Origin of the sequence: Curtobacterium sp. VKM Ac-2889 (assembly GCF_015350855.1) — a bacterium.
Classification (GTDB): Bacteria; Actinomycetota; Actinomycetes; order Actinomycetales; family Microbacteriaceae; genus Curtobacterium; species Curtobacterium poinsettiae.
In genome coordinates this window covers 96499-115951 of record NZ_JADKSC010000004.1, presented here as the reverse complement: position 1 = coordinate 115951, position 19453 = coordinate 96499, and the positions used below count along the sequence as shown (strand labels likewise).

Below are 19453 nucleotides of genomic sequence, written 5' to 3'. Positions count from 1 at the left end.
CTCCCCGATCAGGGGATGAGCCGGTCGGCCCGGTAGCGGGCGAACAGGTCCGCGAACGCCTGTTCGGTCCGACGGAACGCTGTGAACCCGGCGTCTCGGCTCTTGCCCATGTCGGTGACGACCTCCATCGCACGGCCCAGGTCGGCGTCGGTGTGCCACCACGAAGCGAGTCGGTTGATGTCGGCCTCGGCGAGACCGTGGCGCTCGGCGATGCCGGCCCACTCGGACTCGTACGGGGCCATCTGCTCCTCGAGCGGTCGCGGAGCGTCCTGGTAGCCCACCACGCGCGCGGGGTCGACACCGAGGTGCGCGGCCAGGCGCGGCCACATCCAACGCCAGCGGAAGACGTCACCGTTGACGATGTTGAACGGCTCGTCCGCACCCTCGGGTGACGTCGAGGCCCACACCATGTGCTCGGCGAGGATGCCGGCGTCGGTCATGTCGGTCAGGCCGTTCCACTGCGCCTCACTGCCGGGGAACACGAAGTCCAGGTCGAGTTCCTTCGCCAGCGTGGCCTGCACGGCGAGTGTGAGGCCCATGTTCATGGCGTTGCCGACGGCGTGCCCGATCACGGTGTGGGAGCGGTGCACCGACCAGGTGAACCCCTGGCGCTCCGCGGCTGCGAAGAGTTCGTCCTCTTGCGCGTAGTAGAAGTTCGGGGTGTCGAGGCGCGGCTCCTCCTCGTGGAAGGGGGTGTCGGGCATCTCGCCGGCGGCGTACGCCTCGAACGGGCCGAGGTAGTGCTTCAGGCCGGTGACGAGGGCGACGTGCTCGAGCGGAGCGTGCGACAGTGCCGCGAGCAGGTCGCGGACCATTCCGCCGTTCACGCGGATGTTCTCCGCCTCGGTGTCCTGCCGCTGCCAGGCGGTGAAGAAGACGTGGGTCGGGTGCTCGTCGGTGAGTGCGGCCGCCAGGCTCTCGGGGTCACGCAAGTCGGCCGCGACGGTCCGGACGCCCTGTTCGGCGAGCGGTCGGCGGGAGAGCGCCGTCACGTCCCAGCCGAGGTCGAGCAGGTGGCGCACCAGGGCGGAACCGGTGATGCCACTGGCTCCGACGACCAGGGCTTCGCGGCGGGCAGGGGTCGGTTCGGTCGATCCGGTTGCAGTCATCCCTCGATGCAACCCACGTTGGACGACACGTGTTCCCTCAACGCGGACGGCGGATGCGGATCGGACCCTTGGCGGTCGACGGGTCGACGACGGACCCGCCCTGGGTGATCTCGACCTCGCCGCGCGCGACCATGCGCCGGGCGGCTCGCCGTGCCGGCTCCATCAGCGGTCGCCAGTCGTCCGGGTCCAGCGAGCGTGCGACCTCGGACGGGCAGATGCTCGAGGTCCGTGCCCGGGCTGCGAGCAGTTCGTCGATGCGCTGCTCGAGGGCCCGGTCGGTGTCGTCGAGACCGTGCCGGCGACAGGCGCCCGAGCACCACTTCGCCTCCGGTGCCGCCGAGGACGGCATCCGCCGACCGCACGAGGCGCAGGTCCGCTCGGCGTGCGCCGACTCCGACGCCGAAGCATCGGCTTCCGTCCTGATCGCCCGTCCCATCACCCCATCCTCGTCCTGCCGTCCGCGGGGGTACACAGCGACCACGCACCCGGCCCAGGTGCACCTGGCAGCATCGGAGCGGTGAACCCCGACACCGCCCCCACCCGTCCGTCCGAGCCCGCCTGGGCCCAGCACGTGATGTGGTGGCACGTCTACCCGCTCGGCTTCGTCGGCGCCGAGGTCCGGCCGACCACGCCGGTGGGGGAGCGTCCGCTCGAACACCGCCTCGACCGCCTGACCGGGTGGCTCGACCACGTCGTCGACCTCGGTCTGAACGGCCTGTTGCTCGGCCCGGTGTTCGCGAGCTCGACCCACGGGTACGACACGGTCGACCACTTCCGGATCGACCCGCGCCTGGGCGACGACGCCGACTTCGACCGTCTGGTCACCGCGGCGCACGAGCGTGGCGTGCGGGTCCTGCTGGACGGGGTGTTCAACCACGTCGGCCGTGAGCACCCGGCCTTCACCGCGTTGTCGGAACAGGGCCCCGAGGCACCGACCGCCGACCTGTTCGCCATCGACTGGTCCGGCTGGCAGCCGGGACGGCCCGTGCCCGTCGGGCTGTTCGAGGGGCACGACATCCTCGTCGCTCTCGACCACGACAGCCGCGCCACCGAGGACCTCGTGGTGCAGGTCATGACGCACTGGTTGGAGCGGGGGATCGACGGCTGGCGGCTCGACGCGGCGTACGCGGTGCCGCCGGCGTTCTGGGCACGGGTGCTGCCACGGGTGCGGGAGCGGTTCCCGGACGCCTGGTTCAGCGGTGAGGTCATCCACGGCGACGCGGCGGCGATCGCACGCGACTCGACGATGGACTCGCTCACCCAGTACGAGCTGTGGCAGGGGATCTGGCACGGCATCGCGGACGGCAACGGCCACGAGCTCGCGCACGCGATCGAGCGGCACGACGCCCTGCTCGCCACCTTCGCCCCGACCACGTTCGTCGGCAACCACGACGTGACCCGGATCGCGAGCGCGGTGGGGGAGCGGTTCGCCGGGCACGCCGCCGCGGTGCTGTTCACGGTCGCGGGGACGCCGGTGGTCTACGCCGGTGACGAGTACGGCTGGACCGGTGTGAAGGAGGAACGCGAGGGCGGCGACGATGCTGTCCGCCCGGTGTTCCCGGCCGAGGTGCCCGCGCCGACGGACCTGACGCACGCGTACGAGGCGCTCATCGCCCTGCGCCGCCGGAACCCGTGGCTGCACCGGGCACACACCGACGTCGTGCACCTGACCAACACCGCCGTGGTGCTGCGCACCGCGACGGCGGACGCCGCCGTGGTGACCGCCCTGAACCTGTCGGACGACCCCGTCGACGTGCCCGTGGCCGACGCGACGCAGGTCGAGGCGGGCGGGGCCGATGTCGGGGACGGGACCCTGCGCCTCCCGGCCGGGGGGTGGGCCGTCCTGTCGCGTTCGTGAGCAGAAACGGTCGGGTCCCCATCGAGGACCCGACCGTTTCTGCGCACCAAGCGAACGCGAGCGAACGCGAACGAACGCTCCCTACTTGCGGGCGGACGCCGCCCGGCGCTTGTTGAACACGTCGAACGCGACGGCGGCGAGCAGCACCAGACCCTTGATCAGGGACTGGAACTCGGTGCCGACACCGAGGATCGACATGCCGTTGTTCAGCAGGCCGATGATGAGACCACCGACGATGGCGCCCGGCACGGTGCCGATGCCGCCGGTGACCGCAGCGCCACCGATGAACACGGCGGCGATGGCGTCGAGCTCGAAGCCGTTGCCGGCGCCCGGAGCCGCCAGGTTGAGCTGCCCGGTGAAGACCACGCCCGCCAGGGCCGAGATGACACCCATGTTGACGAAGAGCAGGAACGTGACCCGCTTCGTCTTCACACCCGACAGCTGCGCGGCCAGCGCGTTGCCACCGATCGCGTAGATGTGGCGGCCGAACACGGCGCTCCGCATGACGACCGAGTAGATCACCACGAGCGCACCGAGCACGACGAGCACGATCGGGGTGCCGTTGTAGCTGGCGAGCAGGAGTGCCACGTAGATCACGAGCACGGCGCCGAAGGCCGTCTTCACGATGAACCAGGCGAACGGCTCGCTCTCGAGCTGGTACTTGCGACGCGTGATGCGACCGCGGAACGCTGCGATCACCATGACGGCCGCGGCGGCGAAGCCGAGGATCATCGTGAGCGGCTCGTACCCGGTGGTGCCGAAGGACGGCAGGAAGCCGGAGCCGAGCGAGCGGAAGCCGGTCGGGAACGGCGAGATCTGCTGGTTCTGCAGCACGATCTGGGCCGCGCCGCGGAAGGCGAGCATGCCCGCCAGCGTCACGATGAACGCCGGGATCCCGAAGTAGGCGATCCAGAAGCCCTGCCAGGCACCGACGAGGGCACCGACGACCAGGCAGAGCACGACCGCGATGGGCCACGGGATGTTCCACTGCGTGATCATCACGCCGGCCATGGCACCGGTGAAGGCGACCACCGAACCGACCGACAGGTCGATGTGCCCGGCGATGATGACCATCACCATGCCGATGGCCAGGATGAGGATGTAGCTGTTCTGGACGATCAGGTTCGACACGTTGATCGGGGCCAGCGTGATGCCGTTCGTGGTCACCTGGAAGAAGATGACGATGACGATCAGCGCGATGAACAGGCCGATCTGTCGGAGCTGCCCGGTGAGGTAGCCGACGGCGGACTTAAGCGCGTTCATTGACAGGGGTCTCCCGTTCCTGGGTCATGTACTGCATGAGGACCTCGGGCGTCGCCTCGGAGCGCGGGACGTCGGCCGTGATGGTGCCCTCGGAGAGCGTGTAGATGCGGTCGCAGATGCCGAGCAGTTCGGGGAGCTCGGAGGAGATCACGATGACCGCCTTCCCCTGGTCGGCGAGCTGGTTGATGATCGTGTAGATCTCGTACTTCGCGCCGACGTCGATGCCGCGGGTGGGCTCGTCGAGGATGAGCACGTCGGGGTCGGCGTACATCCACTTCGACAGGACGACCTTCTGCTGGTTCCCGCCGGAGAGCTTCCCCGTCACGACGTCGACGTTCGGCGCCTTGATGTTGAGGCTCTTGAGGAACTGGCTCGCGACCGTGGTCTCCTCCGAGGAGTTCACGAACCCCCAGTTCGCGAGCTTGCCGAGCGCCGACCCGGAGATGTTCCGCTTGATGTCGTCGATCAGGTTCAGGCCGTAGCGCTTGCGGTCCTCGGTGACGTAGGCGATGCCGTTGTCGATCGCCTGCGAGACGGTGTGCGTCTTGATCGGCGTTCCGCGCTTGTAGACGGTGCCGCTGATGCCGGTGCCGTACGACTGGCCGAAGACGCTCATCGCGAGTTCGGTGCGGCCGGCACCCATCAGCCCGGCGATGCCGACGACCTCGCCGGCCCGGACGTTCAGGTTGGCCCGGTGGATGATCTCGCGCGACGAGTCGAGCTGGTGGTGGACGGTCCAGTCCTCGATGCGCAGCAGTTCCTCGCCGATGACGGGGTGCTCGCGCTCGGGGTACCGGTTCGACAGGTCGCGGCCGACCATCCCGCGGATGATGCGGTCCTCGGACACATCGTCGGCGCGCATGTCGAGCGTCTCGATGGTCTTGCCGTCACGGATGATCGTGACCTTGTCCGCGATCGCCTTGATCTCGTTGAGCTTGTGGCTGATGATGATCGCCGTCATGCCCTCGGCCTGCAGCGAGCGGATGAGCTCGAGCAGGTGCGCGGAGTCGTCGTCGTTCAGCGCGGCGGTGGGCTCGTCGAGGATGAGGAGCTTCACCTCCTTCGAGAGCGCCTTCGCGATCTCGACGAGCTGCTGCTTGCCGACACCGAGGTCGACGACCTTGGTCACGGGGTTGTCCTTCAGCCCGACGCGCCCCAGCAGCTCGGCTGCCGTCAGGTTCGTCTTGTTCCAGTCGATGAAGCCGCCCTTGGACTGCTCGTTGCCGAGGAAGATGTTCTCAGCGATCGACAGGAAGGGGCTGAGGGCCAGCTCCTGGTGGATGATGACGACGCCGGCGGCCTCGGAGTCGTTGATGTTGGCGAACCGCACGGGTTCGCCGTCGAGCAGGATCTCGCCGTCGAAGGAGCCGGCCGGGTAGACCCCCGACAGCACCTTCATCAGGGTCGACTTGCCTGCGCCGTTCTCGCCGCAGATCGCGTGGACCTGGCCGCGCTCGACCTCGATCGTGACCCCCTGCAGGGCCTTGACGCCGGGGAACGTCTTGGTGATGTCCCGCATCTCGAGGATGGTGTCCGCCATGTGGACGCCTTTCCGTCGTGCGCGCGCGTGCGCGCGCTGGTGGAGACGGACTGGAGGCGCGGTGCGCAGCTGGCACCGCGCCTCCGGTCCGAGAGATGGGCCCTGACTACTTCAGGTCGGCTTCGGTGTAGTACCCCGAGTCGACGAGGACTTCCTTGTAGTTGTCCTTCGTGACGACCGTCGGCTGGAACAGGAAGGTCGGGACGACCTTGACCTTGTTGTCGTAGCTCTTGGTGTCGTTGACCTCGGGCTTCTTGCCGGTGAGCAGGTCCTCGGCCATGGTGACCGACTGCTTGGCGAGCTTGCGCGTGTCCTTGTAGATGGTCGAGTACTGCTGCCCGGCGATGATCGACTTGACCGAGGCGGCCTCGGCGTCCTGGCCCGTGACGGTCGGGAGCGGACGGTCGCTCGTGCCGTACCCGGCACCCTGCAGTGCCGAGATGATGCCGATCGAGATGCCGTCGTACGGCGAGAGCACGCCGTCGAGCGTGGTGCCGCCCGAGTAGGACTTGGCGACCAGGTTCTGCATGCGGGCCTTGGCCGTGGCCGGGTCCCACTGCTGCGTCGCGGCCTGGGACAGCTTGTCCTGGCCGGACTGGATCTTCAGCGTGCCGTCCTCGAGGTACGGCTTGAGCGTCTTCATGGCGCCGTTGAAGAAGAACCCGGCGTTGTTGTCGTCGAGCGAGCCGGCGAAGACCTCGATGTTGAAGGGGCCCTTCTCGCCGGTCTTCTTGCCGTCCGCGTCGAGCACACCCAGGCCGGTGAGCAGGCTGTTCGCCTGGTCGACGCCGACCTTCTCGTTGTCGAAGGACACGTAGTAGTCGACGTTCTTGTTGCCCGTGAGCAGGCGGTCGTACGAGATCACCTTGATGCCGGCCTTGGCGGCGGCGTCGAGCTGGTCGGAGAGCGCGCCACCGTCGATCGAGGCGATGATCAGGACCTTCGCGCCCTTGGTGATCATGTTGCTGACCTGCTGGGCCTGCTGCTGGACCTTGTTGTCGCCGTACTCGAGGTCGACCTTGTAGCCGGCCTTCTCGAGGTCGCTCTTGACGGCGTTGCCGTCCTTGATCCACCGCTCGGAGACCTTGGTGGGCATGGCGACGCCGACGAGGGCGCCCTTGTTGTCGCCGCTGCCGCCACCATCGGTGGATGCACGGCCGCCGGCCGAGCAAGCGGCCAGCGAGATCGCGATGCCGACGGCTGCGACGCCCGCGATGATCCTGCGCTTCATCATCGAAGTACCTCTGTTCCTTCGCGTCGTCCTCGACGCGGTCGGGTGCCGGGGCTGCTGTGCCCCGCGGGATGCGCTCGTGTGAGCGCTCACATCTTGTGGGTTCCGTGACGGGGTGTCAACTCAGCGTCGCCGTTTCGTGATCTTGCCGCGGTGGCCGGACCGAGCGGTACGGTTGGCCACGTGAGCACCAGGACCGCCCCCGAGGGCACGGGCGGCAAGCGCCGGAAGGCCCCGACGATCTTCGACGTCGCCGAACGCGCGGGCGTGTCCCACCAGACCGTCTCGCGTGTCATCAACGGTGACCCGACCGTCCGCGAGCAGTACCGGACGCAGGTCACCGACGCCGTGACCGAACTCGGGTACCGGCCCCGCGCCGCCGCCCGGGCGCTCGCCGGTGGGCGGAGCAAGGCGCTCGGCATCATCACCGCCGGCGACGCGCTGTACGGCCCGTCGAGCACCTCGATCGGCTTCGAACGGGCTGCCCGCTCTGCCGGGTACCACGTGCTGCTGTCCACCCTGCCCGAGGAACCGCGGCCGTCCGACCTGTCCGGGGCGCTCACCACGCTGCTGGCGCAGGACGTCGCCGCGATCGTGCTCGTCGCCGCTGACAACCGGGTGCTCGACGCCCTCGCCTCGCTCACCGTGCCGGTCACGGTGCCCGTCGTGGTGTCGAACGCGGTGCAGCGCGACGCCGTCCGGAACCCGGTTGCGCCGAGCGTCGCCGCGGTCGCGATCGACCAGGCCGCCGGCACCTCGCTCGTGATGCAGCACCTGTTCGACCGCGGACACCGCCGGATCGTGCACATCGCCGGACCGCACGTGTCGCAGGAGTCCGAGGTCCGCCGTGCCACCTACGTGCGGATCATGCAGGACGCCGGGCTCGAACCCGTCGTGCTCGAGGGCGACTGGACCCCGGCGAGCGGCTTCGCAGCTGCCCGGCACATCGACGTGGGGACGGTCGACGCGGTCTTCGCGGGCAACGACCAGATGGCGCTCGGGGTGCTGCACGCCTTCGCCGACGAGGGGCTGCGGGTGCCCGACGACATCGCGGTCGTGGGCTTCGACGACGTCCCCGAGGCCGCGCACTTCACGCCGCCGCTGACCACCGTGCGGCAGGACTTCCGGGCGATGGGGGAGCGGGTGCTCGACACCGTGCGGGCCCTGGTCGAGGGGGAGCCCCGCGACGAGACACTGCTCGCGCCCGAGCTGGTGGTGCGGCGCAGCACGTAGCGCCCCCTCGCACGGTGCGGCGGTGTGCGGGTGGTGCGAGGTTCTTCCGTGCGCCGGCCCGCGGCGCACGGTGCAGCGTTGTGCGGCCGGTGCGAGGTTGATCGCTCGGTGCGGCGCTACAGTCCCGCACCGAGCGATCAACCCCGCACCGGTTGAGGGGCCGCGCACGGTGCGAAGCCGCGCACGACCCCGCACCGACCGAGGGGCCGCGCACGGTGCGACACCGCGCACGACCCCGAGCTGACCCGACCGTCAGCCCTTCAACGCCCCGGACGACAGCCCGGCGACGTAGAACCGTTGCAACCCGACGTACAGCGCGATGCACGGGATCATCGCCACCACCGACCCGGCGACGAGGTTGCCGTAGGACACCTGCCCGTACGCCCCGGTCTGCAGGTTGAGCAGCGCGACCGGCAGCGTGTACAGCGAGTCCTTCGTCAGGAACGTCAGCGCTCCGAGGAACTCCGTCCACGACGCCAGGAACGCGTACAGTGCCGCGGTCGCCGCCCCGGGCAGCAGGAGCGGGCGGAGCACCGACACGACGACCCGGAAGCGCGAGGCCCCGTCGACGAACGCCGAGTCCTCGAGCTCGGTGGGGATCGACTCGAACGCGTTCCGCATCACGAACACCCCGAACGGCAGGTTCACCGTCGTGTAGAACAGCACGAGCCCGAGCAGCGAGTTCGTCAGCCCCATCGCGTTCATCTCGAGGTACAGCGGCGTGAGGATGGCCTGGAACGGCACCATCATCGTCAGCAGCACCAGGCCGAACACGACGCCGGATCCCCGGAACCGGAAGCGGGCGAAGCCGTAGCCGGCCATCGTCGCGATGACCGCGGTCAGCACCGCCGTGGCGATCGACACGATGAGCGAGTTCACGACGCCGGTGAGCAGGTGCGACGACGAGGCGAACACGGCGGCGAAGTTCTGCCACCCGAGCTGGAAGAACGTCGCCGGGTCCGGGGCCTGCGTGATGACGGCCTCGGACTGGAACGCCCGCAGGATCGACCAGATGAGCGGGACACCGAACACGAGCGCGGAACCGATGCCGGCGATCGCGTACAGGGTGCGCTTCACGGTGGTGTCGCGCGGGTGCTGGACGCTGCCCTGCTGGTGGCGCCGACGTCGGCCGTCGCCCGTGGTGGTCAGGGTCCTGGTGGACAGGTCCGGCGCCGAGAGGGCCGCACGGGAGGTCGTGGTGCTCATGGCGTCAGTCCTTCTCTCGCAGTGCCCAGAACTGGAACACCGTCACGGCGGCGATCACCACGACGAGGGCGATCGACTGGGCGGTCGCGGCCCCGAGCTGCAGGTTCACGAACCCGCGGTTGTAGATCGCGTTCACGATGGTGGTGGTCTCGGTGCCCGGCCCGCCCTGGGTCAGGATGTAGAACTGGTTGAAGGCCAGCAGCGACCCGATCACCGAGATGATGACGCTCAGCGCGACGGCGGAGCGGATCATCGGGAACGTGATGAGGCGTTCGGTCTGCCACCAGGACGCCCCTTCGAGCTGCGCGGACTCGTAGACCTCGTCGGGGACGCCCTGCATCGCCGACATGAGCAGCACCATCGTCAAGCCCGACACCGCCCAGACCACGAGCACGCAGATGAGCACCGTCGCCAGCGGGCCGTTCACGAGCCACGCGGTGCTGCCGTCGGTGATCCCGAGCCAGCGGAGCACCATGTTGACCGCGCCGGAGTTCGGTTGCGCCTCGAGCACGAGCATGAACGAGAGCGTCGTCAGCCCGACCACGTACGGCAGGAAGAACACCGTCCGCAGGATCGTGCTGCCGCGGCGGCGGGCCCGGACGAGCACGGCGAGGAAGTACCCGAGCGCCAGGATCGGCAGGGTCACGATCGCCGTGTACAGCAGCGTGTAGCCGATCGCGTGCACGAACGTCGGGTCCTGGAACAGCGTCAGGTAGTTCTGCAGTCCGATGAACCGGTACGGACCGATCAGGGGCCAGTTCGTGAACGAGATGTAGAGCGCGAACACGAGCGGGACGAGCACGAAGACGGCGACGAACAGGATCGCCGGGGCGACGAGGACGGCGCCGGTGCGCGGCGGGTGGGTGAGCGAGTTGCGGGTCCGGGCGGAGCCGCCGCGCCCCGGGCCGCGGCCCACGGTTGGACGGCCCGGGCCGGTCCGGCCGGCGGGACGCCGGGTGGAGATGGTCGACATGCGTGCACCTCTCTGTGCATCAACAAGAGCGAGACGAGCCAGAGCCCGAGACGAGCGAGACGAGCGAGCAGGCAGGCTCAGGCCTGCACCTGGTCGAGGATCCGCTGGTAGTCGGACTGCGCCGTCCGCATGGCGGCAGCGCTCCCCGACCCGAACACGGCCTCGCGGAACATCGCGAAGTACGGCGACGACGGCTGGTTGTTGAGCAGGTTGTACGCCAGCGTCTGCGGCGCGTAGCCCTTCTCGATGGCGTCGAGCGGGCCGTACGCCAGCGGGAACCGCTTGCGGTACTCCGGGGTGGCGGCGTCGGACCGCGTCGGGAAGTACCCGCCGTCCGGCAGTGCCTGCTGCTGTTGGAGCGCGTTCGCGTACTGCATGAACGCCCATCCACCGGACGGGTTCGCCGCTCCGTTCGGGATGCACATGTTGTCGCCGCCGTCGAAGAACGACCGCTGGCCGTCCCACGACGGGATGAGCACCGTCTGCATCTTCGCCCGCATCGCCTTGGTGGCCGCGGGCACGGTCGCCCCGTACGAGGTCGGGAAGATCCCCACCTTGCCGGCCCGGAAGTCGGCACCCCACGTGGTGCCGGCGTCGGAGTACGTCGCCTTCGACAGCACGCCGTCCTTCCACAGCTGCCGGTAGAACTCGAGCATGCGTTCGAGGGCCTCGTTGCCGGTGATGTTCGGCCGCTGGGAGCCGACCTCGCCGGTCATCATGTCGACGCCGGTCGCCCAGACGTGCGGCTGCGTGACGAAGCCGATGATGCCGGCGGCGTTGCCGGAGATCGACCAGCCGTACACGTCGTCGTCGAGCTTCCGGATGGCCTTCGCCGCGTCGAGCAGCGTGGACAGGTCCTTCGTCGACTCCTCGACGTCGAGGCCCGCACGCTCGAACAGCTCGGTGTTGACGAACAGCTGCGAGTTGTCCGCCAGGTACGGCAGCCCGTAGTACCGGTCGCGGTACTCGAGCAGGCGCAGGTGCCCCGGCGAGATCGCATCGAAGTAGTCCAGGTTCTTGACCACGTCGGTCAGGTCGGCGAACGCCTCGCGGAAGATGAACAGCTGCGAGTTGATGTCGTCGATGTCCACGACGTCCGGCGGCTCACCGCCGCGGATCGCGGTCGCCAGCTTGGTCACGTACTGCGCGTCCGGCACCGGGGTCAGCTGGACCTGCAGCTCCGGGTTCGCCTTGTTGAACCCGGCGACGGCCGACGTCAGGCCGGCCTGGGTCGCCGACCGGCACCACACCTGCACCGTGCCGGTCGCGTCCTTCCCGAAGCTCGCGGGCTTCGCGACGACCTTCGGCAGGGTGCCGGAGCACCCGGCCAGGGCGAGGGCTGCCCCGCCGGCGACGCCGCCGACGAGGAACGCACGGCGGTCCACGCCGGTCACCGCGCCAGCGGGAGCCAGACGCGCATCGGCGCGGCTCCCCGGTTCGCCCACGCGTAGTACGGGACCGCGGTGGCGGTGACGTCGTGGACGTCGCGACCGGCCTGGAGGCCCGTGGTGGCGCCCTGCGGACCGGCCACGTCGTCGACGGTGGTCGCGTCGCGGGCCGTGGTCGCGCCTCCCGGCCCGTCCAGACGCTGGTACGGCCAGGCCGGCTGCACGTGCTCGGCCGGGGCGTGCCCCGGGATCCGCAGCGTGACGACGCCGTCGAGCAGGTCGCCGCGGTGTTCCTCGGTGATCGGCGCGTCGGCGTCGACCGTCAGGTCGTCGACCGTGAAGCCCCGCTGGTCCGCCTGCTCGACCGCGTACACGAGCGGGCCGCGCTCGATCGCGACCTGCCCGCGGGCGGCGTCGATGCGGGCGTCGGCGACGTACCGGTGCGGCGTCGTGTCGAAGACGAGCTCGACGGTGTCGCCCGCCGACCACTCGCGGTCGACGACGTGCAGCGTGCCCGCCGTGGGGTTCGCGGACCCGTCCGGACCCGTGACGGTCGTGGTGTCCGACCAGGCCGGGATCCGCAGGCCCAGGGCGAGCGGGCCGTCCTCGGTGACCGTGACACGGACGCGGCCGTCGTGCGGGGAGTCGGTGTCGACGCGCACCGGACCGAGGTCCGCGGTGGCGTACTGGTGGATCTGCAACCCGCCGTCCGTCGCGGTCGCCAGGTAGCCGTCGAGGCTCGCGAAGGTCCGCATGATGTTCGGCGGGCAGCAGGCGCAGTCGAACCAGCCGCGACGCCCGTGGGCGGGGGAGCGGTTCTCGTCCTGGTGGGCGTGGTCGCGCTGCTGCAGCGGGTTCACGTAGAAGTACTCGGTGCCGGCCAGGCTCACCCCGGCGAGGAACGCGTTGTAGAGCAGGCGCTCGATCGCGTCCGCGTACACGGGCTTGCCGGTCGCGAGCAGCAGGCGCCAGGCCCACTGCACCCCGCCGATCGCCGCGCAGGTCTCGGCGTAGCCGCGGTCGGTCGGCAGCTCGTACGGGTCGCCGAACGCCTCCCAGTCCCAGCGAGCCCCGAGGCCGCCGGTGATGAACGCCTTCGTCGCCATCATGTCCGCGAACTGCGTCTCGCTCGCGGTGAGGAGCTCGGTGTCCCCGGTCTCGATCGCGACGTCCACGGCACCCGCGGCCAGGTACACGGCGCGGACCGCGTGGCCCTCCACCGTCGTGGCTTCGCGGCTCGGCACCCGGTCGGAGAAGTACGTCGGCTCGCCGCCGGCGCGCTCGATGATCCCGTGGCCCCGGGCATCGACGAACCAGTGCGCCAGGTCGAGGTAGGCGCGGTCGCCGGTCTCGCGGTACAGCTCGACCAGGCCCATCTCGACGACGGGGTGGCCGTCGACGTCGCGGGTCTTCGGCGTGCCGTCCGGGGCGGTACCGTCGCCGAACGTGCGGACCAGGTGGTCGGCGTTCTTGATCGCGACCTCGAGGAGCCCGGTGTCGCCCGTCGCACGGTGCTGGGCCACGGCCGCCTGGTACAGGTGCCCGGCGCAGTACATCTCGTGGCTCCACTTGAGGTCCGTGTACCGCTCGCCCTTGCCGCGGACCTGCTGCACGGAGTCCAGGTAGCCGTCCTCGGCCTGGGCTCGGGCGTACAGCGCGGTGACCTCGCGCTGCAGGTCGAGCAGGTCCTCGGCGGGGGCGCGGCCGTACTCCCACGCCACGGCCTCGAGCCACTTCGTCACGTCGGAGTCCATGAAGATCGGGCCGACGGCCTCGCCCTCCTCGAGCCCCGCGGCGATGCGCAGGTTCCGGAAGTTGCCGGCCGTCTCGAGCTGCTGGTAGCCGCTCCGCACGGCGTCACGGCCGTTGCGCTCCTGTCGGAGCGCCCAGAAGCCGCCCGTGATCCGGGCGTCGCCGGTCGGCAGCGGCCGGAGCGTGAGGTGCGCGTCGGCGGTCGGGAGGACCGGGGTCGCGGTGTGCGCGCCGCGATCGGTCGCGAGCGTGGTGGTCATGTCGCCTCCTTGCGATGTGACTCGGGCCGTCCGGGTCGTCATCGATCCGGAAAACGGTTTCTGCGGTGGACGCTACGACACGGGGCGCACGCCGCGCAAGAGCATTCCGGTGCTTTTGTGTAAGGTCATCGGCACGTCCTGGTCATCGGAAAGGTGGTTGCCGTGACGCTCGAACGCACCGGACAGCCGATCCGGATCACCGACGTGGCGGCGCTCGCCGGGGTGTCGATCGGCACCGCGTCGAAGGCGCTGAACGGCACCGGACAGCTGCGGGACGCCACCCGGCTGCGGGTGAAGGAAGCCGCCGAGAAGCTCGGGTTCGTCGGCGACGCCCGTGCCCGTGCGCTGTCCTCGGGGCGGACCTACACCGTCGGCATGATCACCACCGACTCGTTCGGCCGGTTCTCGATCCCGGTGCTGCTCGGTGCCGAGGACGCCCTGTCCGCTGGGCGTATGGCCGTGCTGCTCTGCGACACCCGCGACGACCACGTGCGCGAGGCCCACTACCTGCGCTCCCTGGCGGCCCGCGGTGTCGACGGCATCATCGTGACCGGCCGCTCCGCCGACGCCCGGCCCCCGATCGACGCGTCCATCCCCGTCGTCTACGCCTTCTCGCCCTCGACCGACGACAGCGACGTGTCGGTCACGCTCGACGACGCCGCCGGTTCGGCACTCGTCGCCTCGCACGTGCGCTCGCTCGGGAAGCAGCGGGTCGCGATCGTGACGGGGCCGGCGCGGCACCGGTCGGCAGCGCGACGCGTCGCCGGTGCCACGTCGGTGCTCGGGTCGCACCTGGTCACCGAGCCGCTGTACGGCGAGTGGTCGGAGCGCTGGGGGCGGCAGGCCGTGGACCTGCTGGCCCGGCAGTCGCCCGACGTCGACGCGATCGTCTGTGGCAGCGACCAGATCGCCCGGGGCGTGTGCGACCGGCTGCGGGAGCTCGGACGCTCGGTGCCGGGAGACGTCGCGGTCACGGGCTTCGACGACTGGGACGTGATGGCGCTCGCCTCGAGGCCGCCGCTGACCACGGTCGACCTGCGGCTCGAGGAGCTCGGGCGCGTCGCGGGGCAGGCGCTCCTCGCCCTGATCGACGGCGGGACCGCGGCGTCGGCGGCCGTGACCCCGTCGCTCGTCATCCGCGAGAGCACCGTCGGGGCGTAGGTCGGTCACGACACCCCGTCCGCCGTGGTCGAGTGGTCACGAACCGTCGCTCTGCGCGCCGCCAGCCGACCGTTCGTGACCGCGGGGCGGGGAGGCAACGGGGCGTCGTGACCGTCCCGCGCGCCGCCGTTCGGGGTGTCGCGGGTCCGGCGGGTCGGCGCTCCCGGGTGTGGGGCAGCGAGGGGTCAGGACTCGCGCGGGTGTGGGGCGGCGAGGGGTCGGGACATGCCCGGGTGCGGGGCGGCGAGTGGTCGCATGTCGTCTTCGCCCTCGTGCGTCGCGCGGTCACGACCCGTCGTGAGTGGGACGTCGAGTGGTCAGGAACGGCCGGCTGCAGGTGCGCCGGACGACGGTTCGTGACCGGTCGGCGGAACTGAGCGGGGAGTTTCGACCGGCGGGGGAAGCGGGCGGACGAGTGGGACGGGCAGGACGGGCGGCGCGCCGCCGCGTTGCGTGTGTGAGCGCTCACGTGCCAGGATGTGAGCGCTCACTGAGGACGACGAGGTTCTGGAGGAACGCATGGGCGACGACCGCCGACAGCGGATCGTGGACGGCCGCACCACGCTCGGGATCGAGCTCGGCTCCACCCGCATCAAGGCCTGCCTGGTGGACGAGGACCTCGTCCCCATCGCAGCCGGCTCCCACGAGTGGGAGAACGAGTACGTCGACGGGCGCTGGACCTACTCGCTGCAGGCCGTCGAGACCGGACTCCGTGCCGCGTACGCCGCCCTGGTCGCCGACGTCGAGTCGCAGTACCGCGTGACCCCGACGACCTTCCGCGCGGTGGGCGTGAGCGCGATGATGCACGGCTACCTGGCGTTCGACGCCGCGGGCGAGCTGCTCGTGCCGTTCCGCACCTGGCGCAACACCTCCACGGGTCCCGCAGCCGAACGACTCAGCGACGCCCTCGGGTTCAACATCCCGCTGCGCTGGTCGATCGCGCACCTGTACCAGGCGGTCCTCGACGACGAGCCGCACGTGGCCGAGATCGCCGGTGTGACGACCCTGGCCGGCTACGTCCACCGTCGTCTGACCGGTCGGAACGCGCTGGGTGTCGGTGACGCCAGCGGCATGTTCCCCATCGAGGGCGGCCCCGTCGACAGCGGCCCCGGTGACCCCGGTGCCAAGGACTTCGACCCCGCCATGCTCGCCACCGCGCAGGACCTGATCGGCCTGCCGGACCTGCGGTCCCTGCTGCCCGAGGTCCTGGTGGCCGGCGCCGAAGCGGGCGAGTTGACCCCCGAGGGTGCAGCCTGGCTCGACCCGACCGGCACGCTCGAACCCGGTGCACCGCTCTGCCCGCCCGAGGGGGACGCCTGCACCGGCATGGTCGCGACGAACGCGGTCGCCCCGCGCACCGGCAACGTCAGTGTCGGCACGAGCATCTTCGCGATGGTCGTGCTCGAGCAGCCGCTGACCACCGCGCACGAGGAACTCGACGTCGTCACCACCCCGGCCGGGGACGCCGTGGCGATGGTGCACTGCAACAACGGCGCGAGCGAGATCGCGAGCTGGGCCCGGGTGTTCGGGCGCTTCGCCGAGGCCTCGAGCGAGCGGACCGGCGCGACGCCGATCGGCATCGACGACGTCTACGCCACGCTGCTCGCCGAGGCCGTCGCCGACGACACCGACCCGGACGCCGGCGGTCTGCTCTCCTTCAACTACCTGGCGGGCGAACCCGTCACCCACGTCGAGGACGGCCGGCCCCTGCTGCTCCGCACCCCCGGCGCACGCTTCACGCTCGGCAACCTGGTGCGCTCCGAGGTGCACGGCGCCTTCGCGACCCTGGCCATCGGCATGGACGTCCTGCACGGCGAACAGGTGCAGGTCGACCGGATGACGGCGCACGGCGGGCTCTTCCGGACGCCCGGCAGCCCGCAGCGGCTCCTCGCGGCGGCGTTGCGGGTGCCGATCGCGCTCGAGGAGACCGCGGGCGAGGGCGGCGCCTGGGGGATCGCGGTGTTGGCCGCCTACCTCGAGCACACCGACCAGCAGCTCGCCGACTACCTGTCGGACACCGTGTTCGGCGGGGACGCCGTGCACGTGGCCGAACCCGAGCCGGCGGACGTCGCCGGGTTCCAGACGTACCTGGACCGCTACCGGGCCGCACTGCCCGTGCAGGACGTCGCCGCGGCGGCGACCCGCCCCAGCGCGACCACAGGACCGACCGAAGCGACCGACGGCGCCGACCCGCGCCTCCAGACAGAGGAAGTGACCCGATGACGGACGCGATCGACGAGACCACACGCCAGGCGGTGGCGACGACGCGGGAGCGCGTCGCGCGCCTGCACGGCGAACTCGTCCGCTACGGCCTCGTGATCTGGACCGGCGGCAACGTCTCCGAGCGCGTGCCCGGTACGGACCTGTTCGTCATCAAGCCGAGCGGGGTGTCGAGCGACGACCTGACGCCGGAGAACCAGGTCGTCTGCACGCTCGACGGCGTGCCGGCCGAGGGCTGGGGCAACGCGCACGGTCCCTCCAGCGACACCGCCGCGCACGCCTACGTGTACCGGAACATGCCCGAGGTCGGCGGTGTCGTGCACACCCACTCGACGTACGCCACCGCCTGGGCCGCCCGCGCCGAGGCGATCCCGTGCGTGATCACGGCGATGGCGGACGAGTTCGGCGGACCGATCCCGGTCGGCCCCTTCGCGATCATCGGCGACGACTCGATCGGCCACGGCATCGTCGACACCCTGAGCGGTCACCGCAGCCGTGCGGTCCTGATGCAGAACCACGGCGTCTTCACGATCGGCAAGGACGCGAAGGACGCCGTCAAGGCCGCCGTGATGTGCGAGGACGTGGCACGGACCGTCCACATCGCGAAGCAGGGCGGCGCGGTCGTCCCGATCCCCGAAGCAGACATCGATCGACTCTTCGATCGCTACCAGAACGTCTACGGACAGAACCCCGAAGGAGCCATGCGATGACGCAGGACACCACCGTCGACCCCCAGGCCACGCTCGACAGCTACGAGGTCTGGTTCCTCACGGGCTCCCAGGGGCTCTACGGCGAGGAGACCCTGCGCCAGGTCGAGGAGCAGAGCAAGGCCGTCCACGCGGAGCTCGCCGGGCACCTGCCGGTGCAGCTCGTCTGGAAGCCCGTCCTCAAGGACGCCGACGGCATCCGCCGGGCGCTCATCGAGGCGAGCGCCGACGACAAGGTCATCGGTGTCACCACGTGGATGCACACGTTCAGCCCGGCCAAGATGTGGATCGGCGGCCTGCAGGCCCTGACCAAGCCGCTGCTGCACCTGCACACGCAGGCGAACGTCACGCTGCCCTGGGCGGACATCGACTTCGACTTCATGAACCTCAACCAGGCCGCGCACGGCGACCGTGAGTTCGGCTACGCCCTGGCCCGCCTGGGCGTCCGGCACGCCACGGCCGTCGGCCACGTCTCGGACCCGCGCGTCCAGCAGCGCGTCGCGAACTGGACCCGTGCCGCCGCAGGTGCCGCGGCCGTCCGCGAGCTGAAGCTCACCCGCTTCGGCGACAACATGCGCTACGTCGCCGTCACCGAGGGCGACAAGACCGAGGCCGAGATCGAGCTCGGCGTGCAGGTCAACACGTGGGCGGTCAACGAGCTCGCAGCAGCGGTGGACGCCGCAGCAGCGGACACGGCAGCGGTCGACGCGCTCGTGGCGACGTACGCGCGCGACTACGACGTGGACCCGTCACTCCGCAGCGACGGTGGCGAGCGTCACGCCGCGCTCCGCGACGGCGCCGCCATCGAGATCGGCCTCCGCACGCTGCTCGCGCAGAACGGCAGCGCCGCCTTCACCACGAACTTCGAGGACCTCGGCTCGCTCAAGCAGCTGCCGGGCCTGGCCGTGCAGCGCCTGATGGCCGACGGCTACGGCTTCGGCGCCGAGGGCGACTGGAAGACCTCGGTCCTGGTCCGCGCGATGAACGTCGCCGGCGCCGGCCTGCCCGGTGGTGCGAGCCTGATGGAGGACTACACCTACGACCTCACCCCGGGCGCCGAGAAGATCCTCGGGGCGCACATGCTCGAGGTCTCGCCGACGCTCACCACCACGAAGCCGACGCTCGAGATCCACCCGCTCGGCATCGGCGGCAAGGACGACCCGGTCCGCCTGGTCTTCACCGCCGACTCCGGCGAGGCCGTCGTCGTCGCGCTCTCCGACACCCGCGACGGGTTCCGCCTCACCGCGAACGTCGTCGACGTCGTGCCCCCGACCGAGGCCCTGCCGAAGCTGCCCGTCGGCCGTGCCGTCTGGGAGCCGCGCCCGTCGTTCCCCGTCGCCGCCGAGGCCTGGCTCACCGCCGGGGCCGCCCACCACACCGTCATGACGACGGCCGTGGGCCTGCAGGTCGTCGAGGACTTCGCGACGATGGTCGGCACGGAGTTCCTGGTGATCGACGAGCACACCACCGCACGCGGGTTCCGCGACGAGCTGCGTCTCCAGCAGACGTGGCACCGTCTCGACCGCGGCTTCTAGGGGAGTCAGGACCCACG

The 19453-nt window shown here is 70.5% G+C and carries 15 protein-coding genes; 6 read left to right on the top strand and 9 right to left on the bottom strand.

What is annotated here, in order from left to right; genetic code table 11:
• Positions 1 to 8 precede the first annotated feature (8 nt).
• Positions 9 to 1109 (bottom strand): SDR family oxidoreductase, encoded by a 1101-nt coding sequence (locus ITJ50_RS13700; RefSeq protein ID WP_159556006.1) that lies wholly within the window; start codon positions 1107 to 1109, stop codon positions 9 to 11.
• Positions 1110 to 1146: 37 nt separating this feature from the next.
• The gene (locus tag ITJ50_RS13695) at positions 1147 to 1545 is read right to left on the bottom strand and encodes a DUF3253 domain-containing protein (protein ID WP_017888385.1); all 399 of its coding nucleotides are present in this window, start codon (positions 1543 to 1545) and stop codon (positions 1147 to 1149) included.
• Positions 1546 to 1626: 81 nt separating this feature from the next.
• On the opposite strand from ITJ50_RS13695, the gene ITJ50_RS13690 reads away from it, so the two are divergent.
• The gene (locus ITJ50_RS13690; protein ID WP_262117882.1) at positions 1627 to 2967 is read left to right on the top strand and encodes an alpha-amylase family glycosyl hydrolase; all 1341 of its coding nucleotides are present in this window, start codon (positions 1627 to 1629) and stop codon (positions 2965 to 2967) included.
• 81 nt (positions 2968 to 3048) lie between these two features.
• Here ITJ50_RS13690 and mmsB read toward each other — a convergent pair whose 3' ends face one another.
• The 3 genes from mmsB to chvE form a co-directional block, all read right to left on the bottom strand.
• On the bottom strand, positions 3049 to 4230 hold the full coding sequence (gene mmsB / locus ITJ50_RS13685; protein ID WP_017888387.1) for a multiple monosaccharide ABC transporter permease: 1182 nt from the start codon (positions 4228 to 4230) through the stop codon (positions 3049 to 3051).
• On the bottom strand, positions 4217 to 5770 hold the full coding sequence (mmsA, locus tag ITJ50_RS13680) for a multiple monosaccharide ABC transporter ATP-binding protein (protein ID WP_042540350.1): 1554 nt from the start codon (positions 5768 to 5770) through the stop codon (positions 4217 to 4219). The genes mmsB and mmsA overlap by 14 nt, the downstream gene beginning before the upstream one ends.
• Before the next feature lie 106 nt (positions 5771 to 5876).
• Positions 5877 to 7004, bottom strand: coding sequence for a multiple monosaccharide ABC transporter substrate-binding protein (chvE, locus tag ITJ50_RS13675; RefSeq protein WP_017888389.1), 1128 nt, complete (start codon positions 7002 to 7004; stop codon positions 5877 to 5879).
• A gap of 180 nt (positions 7005 to 7184) precedes the next feature.
• Between chvE and ITJ50_RS13670 the strand changes: the two genes are divergently transcribed.
• Positions 7185 to 8234, top strand: a complete 1050-nt coding sequence (locus ITJ50_RS13670) for a substrate-binding domain-containing protein (protein WP_194590706.1) — start codon at positions 7185 to 7187, stop codon at positions 8232 to 8234.
• A gap of 252 nt (positions 8235 to 8486) precedes the next feature.
• On the opposite strand, the gene ITJ50_RS13665 is transcribed toward ITJ50_RS13670, so the two are convergent.
• The 4 genes from ITJ50_RS13665 to ITJ50_RS13650 all read right to left on the bottom strand — a co-directional run bounded on the left by ITJ50_RS13665 (position 8487) and on the right by ITJ50_RS13650 (position 13813).
• A complete protein-coding gene (locus tag ITJ50_RS13665; RefSeq protein WP_017888391.1) occupies positions 8487 to 9440 on the bottom strand; it encodes a carbohydrate ABC transporter permease in 954 nt (317 codons plus the stop codon).
• Positions 9441 to 9444: 4 nt separating this feature from the next.
• Positions 9445 to 10413: a carbohydrate ABC transporter permease gene (locus ITJ50_RS13660; protein WP_194590705.1), complete on the bottom strand. Its 969-nt coding sequence runs from the start codon at positions 10411 to 10413 to the stop codon at positions 9445 to 9447.
• Between the two features lie 77 nt (positions 10414 to 10490).
• The gene (locus ITJ50_RS13655; protein WP_259494050.1) at positions 10491 to 11807 is read right to left on the bottom strand and encodes an ABC transporter substrate-binding protein; all 1317 of its coding nucleotides are present in this window, start codon (positions 11805 to 11807) and stop codon (positions 10491 to 10493) included.
• A complete protein-coding gene (locus tag ITJ50_RS13650) occupies positions 11804 to 13813 on the bottom strand; it encodes a glycoside hydrolase family 127 protein (protein ID WP_194590703.1) in 2010 nt (669 codons plus the stop codon). The genes ITJ50_RS13655 and ITJ50_RS13650 overlap by 4 nt, the downstream gene beginning before the upstream one ends.
• A gap of 162 nt (positions 13814 to 13975) precedes the next feature.
• On the opposite strand from ITJ50_RS13650, the gene ITJ50_RS13645 reads away from it, so the two are divergent.
• From ITJ50_RS13645 to araA, 4 genes are all read left to right on the top strand, one after another.
• Complete coding sequence (locus ITJ50_RS13645) at positions 13976 to 14974, top strand: LacI family DNA-binding transcriptional regulator (protein ID WP_194590702.1); 999 nt, start codon at positions 13976 to 13978, stop codon at positions 14972 to 14974.
• Between the two features lie 519 nt (positions 14975 to 15493).
• On the top strand, positions 15494 to 17197 hold the full coding sequence (locus ITJ50_RS13640) for a xylulokinase (protein WP_194590701.1): 1704 nt from the start codon (positions 15494 to 15496) through the stop codon (positions 17195 to 17197).
• Complete coding sequence (locus ITJ50_RS13635) at positions 17194 to 17904, top strand: L-ribulose-5-phosphate 4-epimerase (protein WP_194590700.1); 711 nt, start codon at positions 17194 to 17196, stop codon at positions 17902 to 17904. Before ITJ50_RS13640 ends, ITJ50_RS13635 begins: the two co-directional genes overlap by 4 nt.
• The gene (gene araA / locus ITJ50_RS13630; protein ID WP_042540339.1) at positions 17901 to 19436 is read left to right on the top strand and encodes an L-arabinose isomerase; all 1536 of its coding nucleotides are present in this window, start codon (positions 17901 to 17903) and stop codon (positions 19434 to 19436) included. The genes ITJ50_RS13635 and araA overlap by 4 nt, the downstream gene beginning before the upstream one ends.
• Positions 19437 to 19453 lie beyond the last annotated feature (17 nt).